At 60.3% G+C, this 10,843-nt stretch carries 7 protein-coding genes and 4 pseudogenes; 8 read left to right on the top strand and 3 right to left on the bottom strand.

Going from position 1 to position 10,843, the window contains the following annotated elements:
* Positions 1-156: 156 nt before the first annotated feature.
* Complete coding sequence (locus tag PVT71_RS27470; protein WP_353476531.1) at positions 157-870, top strand: sugar transferase; 714 nt, start codon at positions 157-159, stop codon at positions 868-870.
* Between the two features lie 186 nt (positions 871-1,056).
* Here the strand turns inward: PVT71_RS27470 and PVT71_RS27465 are convergent, their stop codons facing one another.
* On the bottom strand, positions 1,057-1,686 hold the full coding sequence (locus tag PVT71_RS27465; RefSeq protein WP_353476530.1) for a response regulator transcription factor: 630 nt from the start codon (positions 1,684-1,686) through the stop codon (positions 1,057-1,059).
* On the opposite strand from PVT71_RS27465, the gene PVT71_RS27460 reads away from it, so the two are divergent.
* Positions 1,685-1,807, top strand: a complete 123-nt coding sequence (locus PVT71_RS27460; protein WP_353476529.1) for a hypothetical protein — start codon at positions 1,685-1,687, stop codon at positions 1,805-1,807. The two genes, PVT71_RS27465 and PVT71_RS27460, sit on opposite strands and share 2 nt — an antisense overlap.
* Before the next feature lie 81 nt (positions 1,808-1,888).
* Positions 1,889-2,538 (top strand): annotated as a pseudogene (locus PVT71_RS27455) (IS5 family transposase); the annotation flags it as partial.
* 13 nt (positions 2,539-2,551) lie between these two features.
* Here PVT71_RS27455 and PVT71_RS27450 read toward each other — a convergent pair.
* Together PVT71_RS27450 and xrtE are read right to left on the bottom strand one after the other, a co-directional pair.
* Positions 2,552-3,767: pseudogene (locus tag PVT71_RS27450) on the bottom strand (IS3 family transposase).
* A 183-nt stretch (positions 3,768-3,950) separates the two neighbouring features.
* Positions 3,951-5,549, bottom strand: coding sequence for an exosortase E/protease, VPEID-CTERM system (gene xrtE / locus PVT71_RS27445; protein ID WP_353476528.1), 1,599 nt, complete (start codon positions 5,547-5,549; stop codon positions 3,951-3,953).
* A gap of 466 nt (positions 5,550-6,015) precedes the next feature.
* Between xrtE and PVT71_RS27440 the strand changes: the two are divergent.
* The 5 genes and pseudogenes from PVT71_RS27440 to PVT71_RS27420 all read left to right on the top strand — a co-directional run.
* Positions 6,016-6,578: pseudogene (locus PVT71_RS27440) on the top strand (IS5 family transposase); the annotation flags it as partial.
* 64 nt (positions 6,579-6,642) lie between these two features.
* Positions 6,643-7,825: pseudogene (locus tag PVT71_RS27435) on the top strand (IS3 family transposase); the annotation flags it as partial.
* Between the two features lie 1,057 nt (positions 7,826-8,882).
* Positions 8,883-9,887, top strand: a complete 1,005-nt coding sequence (dctP, locus tag PVT71_RS27430; protein WP_353476527.1) for a TRAP transporter substrate-binding protein DctP — start codon at positions 8,883-8,885, stop codon at positions 9,885-9,887.
* A 70-nt stretch (positions 9,888-9,957) separates the two neighbouring features.
* On the top strand, positions 9,958-10,446 hold the full coding sequence (locus PVT71_RS27425; RefSeq protein ID WP_353476526.1) for a TRAP transporter small permease: 489 nt from the start codon (positions 9,958-9,960) through the stop codon (positions 10,444-10,446).
* Positions 10,447-10,449: 3 nt separating this feature from the next.
* A partial coding sequence (locus PVT71_RS27420; RefSeq protein WP_353476525.1) for a TRAP transporter large permease subunit occupies positions 10,450-10,843 on the top strand: 394 nt, incomplete at its 3' end.

Genomic DNA, 10,843 nt, shown 5'->3' with positions numbered 1-10,843 from the left:
TGCGGCGCGCGGCGGGCAACGGAGTTCATATATTTCGCGGTGCCCGGGGTGGCAAGGGATGCGGGCCGGAGAATGGGCCCGGTTTCGTCCCGTGCCCGGCGAGCTAGCACCTGACCGGCCGCAGAGCCCTTGCGGCTCCCCCACTTGGGATGAGGTATGATGAAGGACGAGAGTTTCTTGAAACCCTGCCCCGATCCGTTCTCCGAGGAGGCGTCGCTCATCGCGGACGAGGCGGCGCAGGTGGCGGCGCGCACGGTCCGGTCCGACCTTGTCAAGCGGGCCGTGGATGTCACTGGCGCCTCGCTTCTGATCGTGTTCCTGCTGCCGGTCTTCCTGCTGATCACGGCGTCGATCCTGCTGCTCGACGGAGGTCCGGTCTACTTCCGGCACCAGCGGATTGGGCGCAACGATCGTGAATTCGGCTGCCTGAAGTTCCGCACCATGCGCAAGGACGGTGACAAGATCCTTGCCCAGTGGCTTGCGGATCATCCCGACCAGCGGCGCGAGTGGAACGAGACGCAGAAGCTGAGGAAGGACCCGCGCGTGCACGTGGTCGGCCGCCTGCTACGCAAGTCCAGCCTGGATGAATTGCCGCAGCTTTTCAACGTTCTGGCGGGTCAGATGAGTCTCGTGGGGCCACGGCCCGTTGTCCGGGACGAGTTGCCTCGCTACGGCGCCTATGTGCCGATCTACCTCTCGCTGCGGCCGGGAATCACCGGGCTCTGGCAGGTCAGCGGGCGCAACAACACCACCTATGACGAGCGCGTGGCCTTCGACGTCGACTATGCCGCCCGGCGCACGCTTGCCCTTGATCTGGGGATCCTGTTTCGCACCGCGCGGGTGGTCCTGACGGGGTACGGTGCCTACTGAAGGCCGGGGGCGCGTGTTACCCCGCGCTGCGGGGCCGGTGGGCGGCGCGCAGGCGGAGGGCGGTCTCCGAAAACCTGACCGGAGGCTGAACGAAAGGAGGGGGAAAGAACTCTGGAAACCCGGCACCCAGGGACCTCTGCGGCCCCGAACCGCGGGCCCGCCGGGACTGGCCCCGGCCGGCCTCCGTTACTGCTCGCTGAGATAGCGATGCGCCGCCTCGGTGCGGTTGCGGACATCCAGTTTGCGGATGACATTGTGCATGTGCAGCTTCACCGTGTGTTCCGAAATATCAAGATGCACGGCGATCAGCTTGTTCTGCAGCCCCTTTGCGGCAAGCCCGAGCACCTCGACCTCGCGTTGGGTGAGGTTGTCGAACGGCGCTTGCGCAGGTCGGGACTTGCCCATTGGCTCGCGATCGGCAGAGGCCGAGTCTTGCATGTGGAACTCGCGCGGAATGAAGGTCTGTCCGAGGAGGATGAGATGCAGGAGCGATATCGAGACTTCGACCCGGGCGTTCAATGGAAGGAAGCTGACCGATTTGCCGCACAGCGCGTCACACTGCGCGTGGTAGATGCGGCGCGTTTCGTCAAGGTCTTCGAAACACTGGATGATTGCCGCGTTGGGGTAGGCCTTGCCCGCGGCCTCGACATTCGCAGCGAAGTTCGCGAGCCGCTCAGTCCCGAGCAGGAGCGCGCGAATGTCCCGGTTTTCCAGGTCACGCGGGTCGTGACTGCGGAGGATCTCGTGGCGGGGAAATTCCGTACGGATCACGGCAGCCAACGTGTCGCTGAAATACAGCTTCGAGCTGTATATCATGATCGACGATCTTCCTATTCCCTTGAATGACAGTGCGGGATTTCGCACTGCAGCGGGGCTGTTCGACGTTCGCATGGACGGTCCCTCGAAAATTGATGCGATTTTCTCATATATTTTGTGAAATCTATGTTCTTCGTAGGGTCAGGATGCATTGATTTCGCTCGAACAGCATGATTCACGGCTTCGAAAACGGAGCGGTGACATGAGCGATCTCTTCTGGCTGACCGACGCGCAGATGGCACGCCTGGCCCCTTTCTTCCCCAAGCCTCATGGTAAGCCTCGGGTCGATGATAGACGGGTTTTGAGTGGGATTATCTTCATCAATCGCAATGGCTTGCGTTGGCGGGATGCGCCGAAGGAGTACGGTCCGCACAAGACGCTCTACAGCCGGTGGAAGCGGTGGAGCGAGAAAGGCATCTTCGCTCGGATGATGGCAGGTCTGGCCGCTGAGCACGGCGAAGAGAAGACCGTGATGATCGACGCGACATATCTCAAGGCCCATCGAACGGCGACCAGCATGGCCGCAAAAAAGGGGGGCGCGGTCGCCTGATCGGTCGAACCAAAGGCGGCATGAACACCAAGCTGCACGCCATCTGCGACAGTCTGGGACGACCGATCGACCTGTTCGTCACCGCCGGACAGGTCAGCGATTACATCGGCGCACGCGTATTGCTCAGCGGCCTACCAAACGTCAAATGGCTGCTCGGGGATCGTGGCTATGACGCTGATTGGTTCAGAGAAGCGCTGCAGAACAAAGGGATACGCGCCTGTATCCCAGGCCGAAAGAAACGCAAGAAGCCGGTCAAATACGACAAACGCCGATACAAGCGGCGCAATCGCATCGCCCTAGTCATCGACTGGCTCCCTAGCTCTGTTCAGGGGGTCGGTGGTGGTTGTAGGGGCGGTGGTGGTTGTCGTCGCGCCACGCCTCGATCAGGATCGTCCATCGAGACGCCATCGGTCCGAGCCCGATGGGCGATGGCATGGCGCAGGTTGGCGAACAGGTGCTCATTCAGGCACGCGTCCCTCAGACGGCCATTGAAGCTTTCCACGAAGCCGTTCTGCATCGGTTTGCCGGGTGCGATATAGTGCCACTCGATGTATCGCTCCTCCTGCCATTTCAGGATGGCGTTCGATGTCAGCTCCGTTCCGCTCGCAATTGTCCTCGGACCAATGGTGGACAGGGCTCGCTCACTGACCACCATGCAGGGATAGCCGCGGACCCGGGCGATGTTGTCGAGGTCCCGCGCTCCTCTCTGACCAGGCAGCGATGTATCGATCACACAGGCCAGGCATTCCCGGCTGAAGTCGTCGATGACGCAGAGCACCCGGAAGCGGCGACCATCGGACAGGCTGTCTGGCACGACGTCCAGCGACCAGCGCTGGTTCGGCCCCTGCGGGATCGTCATGGGTGCCCTGGTGCCCAGGGCCCGCTTGCGACCGCCCCGTTTACGGACTGTTAAGCCTTCTTCTCGGTAGATGCGGTAGAGCTTCTTCCAGTTCACCTTCCAGCCTTCGCGGCCAAGAAGCAGGTGCAGCCTTCGATAGCCGAAGCGACGCCGTTCGCTGGACAGCTCGTTCAGCCTCTCTCGCAGCTCGGTGTCCGCAGGTCTGGTTGATCGTCGTCTGTAGATACGCGGATCGATCCCGGCCAAGGCACAGGCCCGGCGCTGGTTGTAGTTCTTCTCGGTCATGGCCCAGTCCACAGCGCGTCGCCTTGCACCGGGCTTCAGAAGGGTCGGCAGGTTCTCTTGCACCGGAGACGTTCACCCGCCTCCATTCCCAGCCTCTTCTCCTTGAGCGTGGCGACATCGAGCATCTGCTCCGCCAGCGTTGTTCGGGCAAACGCCCCACTGGGGCCTTTGCTGATCCCTCCAACTCTTCAGCTTCGCGTTCTCAACCTCGAGCGCTTTTAGCCGCTTGGCCTCGGACACTTCCATGCCCCCATACTTCGAGCGCCACTTGTAGAATGTGCCATCGCTTATGCCGTGCTTCCGGCAGAGTTCCATGGCACCTATCCCGGCTTGGCGCTCCTTCAGGATGCCGATGATCTGCTCTTCGCTGAAACGGCTTTTCCGCATCGTCTGTCTGCTCGTTTGGAGAACAGGCTAACTTCGAACTGCGGACTTTTCAGGGGAGCAGGTCACTGTTTACGCGCACTCTTCGCCCGGAACAAAGCTTCGGACGAAATTGTCACCATCGCGGATATTGAATGGAACTTTGCCTATGCGTTGTGTGAACCGCATTCGTTGAGACAGCGTATTTTACAACAAGTCCCATCGACCGTAGCCGAATGCCCAAATTGCAATCATAAAATTCGCGAAGGCGTGAGCAATTACGGCGTCAAGCAGACGCCCGCGCAAGTACGTGGCGAAGCTGAAGGCAACTCCTGCCAAGATGCCCACAACCCAACCGTCATGCAGCAGTCCAAAGCATACACTGCTTCCCAAGAGTGAGACCGGCGTGAACCTTCCTTGCGGCACCGCAGAGAAGTCTGGCGAGATAAGGCGCCTTTGCAGGTATCCCCGGAATGCTCCCTCTTCGATCAGAGGAACGATAAAGACATGCCCTAAAAGCCGTCCCATGCTCCAAAGAAGAAACCAGCCAGATGTGAAAGACACAGGATTGGCGATCAGTGAATTGGATGTGGGAGACATTGCCAACCAGGTTGCGAACACAGCAGCGCCGATGGAAAGTGGCGGTAGTGCAGAAGCGAACCCAAGCGCGCTGCGGATCGGCCTCTGTTGCACAAGTCGGCTGGCGTGAGCAGCCCGCAACATAACTGCGCCAAGTCCTGCGATGACAATAACACGCAGCGGGTAAAGCGAGTCTGAATTGTTGGTCAGCGAAGCTGTGGCAAGGCCTGTTCCGAGCCAGGTGACGAAGGGGAGGAGGTAGAGAGTCTCAGGCGTCATCCCGCTCTTAGGTTTTGATTGTCCCGTTCTCTGATTCCGCGCGGTGGGGGAAAGAAGCCATGGGATACGCTCAGCAACGGTAAGCAATGTCACCGTGATGACGCAGAAGAAGACCCAACCCGCCATTGAATGAAACGCGCCTATTGCAAGCTCAGGATCAATTTTTTCGCCGACGACAACCAAGGTAGAAATTCTAATGGCATTGCCGAGAAAGGATATAGCGACCCCGATGGACCACAAAATCAAGGCTCGGGGCAGGCGAAAGTTCTCTCTGTATTTATACAGGTATAGGAGGATGAACAGGCTAACTAGTGCAAGCCCTTCGATGCCCGAGCAACTGGCGTCGACTATCACGCCGAAGTCCGGCAGGGCCAATCCACTATTGGCTCTGTCGACAATAACTACGTCAAAGAAGGCGCGAAGAAAGAAGGCTGAGATGCTCAGTGTAGGTATTGTAAGGATGGTCCAGAACTGGAATGCCAATATCGCGAGACCCGAAGCCACGCTCCCCGCGACGAGCGCGCTGGCAAGCGGTCGGCCAAGCGCCACAAGGGTCGACCAGGTGGCGCGCCCGAACGCTGCACGAAACAGAGTGACCGTGCAGGCAATTGCGGAAATCAGCCACGCTACGAACAAAATAAGTGCCATGCTCTGCTGGTTCGCCCACGAGAGCATGGCGGCGCTTAGACCGAAAAGCGCCAAAAAGGCTACTAGGTGGAACGCGATAACGCCGAGTGACAAGGGCCCGGAGTTGCGAATGTTCTCTTCCAAACGGCGCTTGATAGTCTCGTCCCAAAATAGAAAGGCGGAACATGTAGAGGCTATCAGAACGCCAACAAGGGCAGGGGACAGCGAAAGTACCGTCCGAACCACAGGTGGCAGGGATGCGATCACATCCCCGTCGTGAAAATGGGCTAAGGTCAGGAAGAGCAGGAGATACTCTACCACCAAGGCTCCAGGCACCGCGAAAAGCCTAAGCATCATGGAAAACGACAATGTTGCGCAGCTTGAGACCTACGCACCTAGTCTTCTACTGATCTAGGTTTTGGTCAGAGAGCCTGCGACGCCGGTTCGCGACTATGATGGCGAGCGCACCAATCACAAAGGCAACTGCGATCAACGCTCCTTCCGCACCGACTTCAGGAACGGTGGCGCAGAAGTGGGGTACACCCCTGCCGTGACCGAAACATGAAGCTCCAGGCGATTTCGCAGCAGATTGAAGAGCAAGGCCAAAATAAATGCTGGCGACATAAAGAACTAGGGAATATTTCGTCCTCATAATATTCGCCCTTATCTAAGAGTAAGGAAAATTAAGATACGCATAAATAGCATATAGCCGTAACAAAATCTAGGCTCCACACCCATTGATTTCGAAATTTTGACGTGATTCAGGTTCCGCAAGGAGACCTGATCGATGAGCAATCTTTTCTGGCTGACCGATGCCCAGATGGCGCGCCTGAAGCCGTTCTTTCCCAAGAGCCATGGCAAACCCTGTGTCGATGATCGTCGTGTCCTCAGCGGCATAGTCTTTATCAATCGCAATGGGTTGCGGTGGTGTGATGCGCCGAACGAATACTGCCCGGCAAAGACCCTTAATTACCGCTGGAACGTTGGAGCGACAACGGGGGCTCGCCCGGATCAAAACCGGCCTGGCCGCCGCGAGCGTCGAGCACAAGACGATCATGATGGAGGCGACCTATCTATAGTCACACCGGACGGCATCGAGCCTGCGGGTGAAATCTGGGGCGTGGACGCCAGATCGGCCGGACAAAAGTCGGTATGAACACCAATTTGCATGGCTTCACCGACGACAAGGGAGGGACAACCGGGTTCTACATGTTGGCCGGTCCGGTGAGTGATTACACCGGCGCGGCCGCGCCGCTGATCGGCCTACCGCAGGCGGGTTGGCTTCTGGCCGACAGCGGCTGTGACGCCGATTGGTTCAGAGAAGCTTTTAAATACGAGGGAATAAAGGTTGACCTGCTCCCCTGAAAAGTCCGCGGTTTGAGGTTAGCCTGTTCTCGAAACGAGGAGACAGACGATGCGGAAAAGCCGTTTCAGCGAAGAGCAGATCATCGGCATCCTGAAGGAGCGCCAAGCCGGGATAGGTGCTATGGAACTCTGCCGGAAGCACGGCATAAGCGATGGCACATTCTACAAGTGGCGCTCGAAGTATGGGGGCATGGAAGTGTCCGAGGCCAAGCGGCTAAAAGCGCTCGAGGTTGAGAACGCGAAGCTGAAGAGTTGGAGGGATCAGCAAAGGCCCCAGTGGGGCGTTTGCCCCGAACAACGCTGGCGGAGCAGATGCTCGATGTCGCCACGCGCAAGGAGATGCTGGGAAAAAACTTCTGAAGCCCGGTGCGAGGCGGAAAGCCGTGGACTGGGCCATGACAGAGAAGAGCTATAGCCAGCGACGGGCCGCTGCCCTGGCCGGGATCGATCCGCGTATCTACAGACGACGATCAACCAGACCTGCGGACACCGAGCTGCGAGAGAGGCTGAACGAGCTGTCCAGCGAACGGCGTCGCTTCGGCTATCGAAGGCTGCACCTGCTTCTTGGCCGCGAAGGCTGGAAGGTGAACTGGAAGAAGCTCTACCGCATCTACCGAGAAGAAGGCTTAACAGTCCGTAAACGGGGCGGTCGCAAGCGGGCCCTGGGGACCAGGGCGCCCATGGCGACCCCGCGGGGCCCGACCCAGCGCGGGACGCTGCACTTCGTCTCAGCCAGCCTGCTCGATGGTCGCCGCGTCCGGGTGCTCTGCGCCATCGACGACTTCAGCCGGGAATGCCTGGCCGCGGTCGTGGACACCTCGCTGTCTGGGCTGCGCGTTGGCCGTGAGCTCGACAGCATCGCTCGGGTGCGCGGCTATCCATGCATGGTGGTCAGCGAGCGAGCCTTGTCCGCCATTGGTCCGAGGACAATGGCGAGCGGCACGGAGCTGACCTCGAACGCCATCCTCAAATGGCGGGAGGAGCGCCGGGTCGAATGGCACTACAACGCTCCGGGAAAACCGATGCAGAACGGCTTCGTCGAGAGCTTCAATGGACGGCTGGGTGACGAATGCCTCAATGAGCACCTGTTCGCCAATCTGCGCCACGCCCGCGACCCGATCGACGCGTGGCGCGACGACCACAACCATCACCGCCCCCACACGAGCCTCGACGCGCTCACTCCGTGGGAGTATCACCAACGGTCAGTAGAGGACCAAACCCTGAACAGGGCTACTCATAAGCACGGACTCTATGGGGAGCAGGTCACTACGACGGAGAAACGTAGCGTGCTGCTTACTCCGGGCTTGTCCCGAAGAGGCAGCACGCCTCCAGTCTGTCGGTACGCGCGCCATCTGCCGGACAGGGACCTTTGCCAGTTACCAGAGTTCGATCTGGACACGTTCCTTAGCACTGAGTTGCGCGTAAACCGCTCCCATGGCAGTCTTACTCCAATAGATAACTATCTGTTTTTAATAGGAGTCGCACTTGATGGTAGCGCGCACCGTTACACAGGTGGTAGACGGATAAGGGAAATTATGTGAAATATTTGGCCGAAGTTCCATGTCCAGCGTTGCACAGACGCACAAGACTCGGGAGTCAGCCCCTTTGAACTGGTCCACCGACAATGCGCGAAGTCCGGTAGGATTATGGTGAATTTGACGAATACGGAATGGCTGGATAGCGAGAGAAGGTGGAAGACACTGTCCCCAAGTTACGTAAGGTCGAGATGCTGCTTGGCCAGAGCCCTTCGATGGCCGATGCAGTGCGCCAGATCGGGATATCGCAGCACACGATCTACCGGTGCCGGAAGCATTTAACCCGGACCACTCGCTGGGGTCAGCTCACACGACTCCGTGGCAGGGTTTTTACTTCAACCGCCCGCAGCAGCGCACTTGAGAGGTCTCAACCTTTCATAAGGCGCAGCACGTGTGGAACCGAAATCGTTCGGTTCGAGGTCCAAGGCGCGGGTTTGAACACACCGGAGCTTCACTCGGACCAGACGGAATGCCTCTGGCTCCACCGCAAGGACCGAAGGAACTGGTCGAGGCCGACACCGGCCCCACGCCCTCCTGCGTGTCCCCAGCAAAGCCGCGCCAGAACTTCCAGCCTGAATCTCTGAAACAGCGCAATCGGCCCGCTGTAGCCTAACCGCCTGCGCCATTGCACTTTTATGACACCATAAGCTTCAGCTTATGTCCTGCCCGCCGAAATTGTCGTTTGCGACGAAGGCCCCTCTGCCGCGACATCATCGCCACGCAAAGAACCATAATTTCGCCAGCAGGGGCCTTCATGAAACAAATATTCGCATCCACCGCGGCCATCGCAATTCTCGCGTCGCTCGGCAGTGCCGTCTTTGCCGGGGGTGAGCACCGCCTCGTGTTGACCAGCGAGGCCGGCGACCGCGAGAGCCCGGTGGGCAAGGCCATGACCGCCTGGGCCGAGAAGATCGGCGAGAAATCCGACGGCCGCATCCGCGTCGATGTCTTCTTCCAGGGCGAACTCGGCGGCCAGCAGGAGCTCTTCGACCAGTTCGTGCGCGGCAATGTCGACATGATGATCACCTGGCCGCAGACCTCCTACGACCAGCGCATGTCGGTGATGTTCACGCCCTACCTCGTGATGGGCTGGGACGACGCCATCGAGAGCTATTCAGAGGGTGGCTGGATCAGCGATGTCGTGCAGCCGATCTACAAGGACATGGGCCTGCACTACTTCGGCCCCTTCCCCGAGGGCTTCGGCGGGATCGCCACCAAGGGCGCCGCTGCCACCTCCTTCGAGGAGGCGCAGGGCATGAAGGTGCGCTCGCAGCCGATCTTCCCGCTGCCGCAGACCGTCCAGGCCATGGGTTTCCAGGCCGTGCCGATCGACTGGTCCGAGGTCTACACCTCGATCCAGACCGGCGTCGTCGACGGCGACAGCTCGAACGTCATCTACTGGGACGTCGAGTATTTCGGCGACCAGCTCGACTACTTCGTGCAGTCCTCGCACAACTTCTCGACCTTCTACCTGCTGATGAACGAGGGCAGCTGGAGCGCGCTCGACGCGGAGGACCAGGGCATCCTGACCGAGGCCGCCGGCGAGGTGATCTCGGCGCAGTTCCAGGCCGCCCGCGCCGAGGACGAGAAGTGGATCAGGACAGCGCAGGAGCGCGGCATGGAATACATCGTGCCGACCCCCGAGCAGAAGGGCGCCTGGGTCGAACGGGTCCGCGCCGAGGTCTGGCCGCAGATCGAGGACGTGGTCGGCAGCGAGATCATGGACAAGGTTCGCGCCAACGCCTCGAGCCCCGAGTAAGGCCGCCGTCCGGGCGCAGGCACGCCCTGCGCCCGCTCCCCTCCCCCAACTCAAGGATCCGGAGATCATGGTGCCCCTTCTTTCCCGTCTCGATCAGCTTCTCGGTTTCGTGCTGAAGGCCGTCGTCGTGCTCACCGGGCTCGCCGTCGCGGTGATGCTGGTGGTCGGCATCTTCTTTCGCTCGGCGCTCGAGCACCCGGTGTTCGGGCTCGAGGAGATCGTCCTCTTCAGCGTGATGTGGTTCTACATGTGCGGCGCGGTGCTCGCCTCGCGCGAGCGCTCGCACCTCGCGGCGGACTTCATGTCGGTCATGGTGAGCGACCCGCGCAAGCTGCGGATCATCGGCACCGTGACCACCTTCATCTCGCTCGTGCTGGCGATCTTCTTCACCGCCTGGGCCTGGAGCCTCGTCTCCTGGGGCGTCGAGCGCGGCCAGAGCACGCCGGTCTTCTCGCTGCCCATGTGGGTCAGCCAGGCCAGCCTGCTCTTCGCGGCGTTCTGCTTCGTTCTCTACCTCGCGCGGGACCTGGTCCGCGACCTCAGCGGCAAGGAGTCCTGACCGATGGGAGCCGTCTACGCAATTCTCGCCGTCGTGGCGCTCATGATGCTGGGCGTGCCGGTGGTCTTCTCCTTCGCCGCCATGACGCTGGTGCTGTCGCTGGCCTATGACGTCGACATCTCGTCGCTGATGACCACCGGCTTCTGGTCGGTCAACTCGATCATCCTGACCGCGCTGCCGCTCTTCGTGATGACCGGCTACCTGATGCAGTCTGGCGGGCTGGCACGGCGGCTGGTGGAATTCGTCGAGACCCTCGTCGGGCGCTCGCGCACCGGCATGGGGACCTCGATGGTGGTGGCCTGCGGCGTCTTCGGGGCGATCTCGGGCACCGGCTCGGCGGCGGTCGCCTCGATCGGCTCGATCATGATCGACCCGATGGAAAAGCATGGCTACAGCC

Source organism: Salipiger sp. H15, assembly GCF_040409955.1.
GTDB lineage: Bacteria > Pseudomonadota > Alphaproteobacteria > Rhodobacterales > Rhodobacteraceae > Salipiger.
This window is presented reverse-complemented; position numbering and strand designations above follow the sequence as displayed.

Excerpts from the sequence above, each read along its gene's own strand:
- PVT71_RS27470 (WP_353476531.1), top strand. The coding sequence starts at position 157 with ATGATGAAGGACGAGAGTTTCTTGAAACCCTGCCCCGATCCGTTCTCC.
- PVT71_RS27460 (WP_353476529.1), top strand. The coding sequence starts at position 1,685 with ATGATCGACGATCTTCCTATTCCCTTGAATGACAGTGCGGGATTTCGC.
- PVT71_RS27465 (WP_353476530.1), bottom strand. The coding sequence starts at position 1,686 with ATGATATACAGCTCGAAGCTGTATTTCAGCGACACGTTGGCTGCCGTG.
- dctP (WP_353476527.1), top strand. The coding sequence starts at position 8,883 with ATGAAACAAATATTCGCATCCACCGCGGCCATCGCAATTCTCGCGTCG.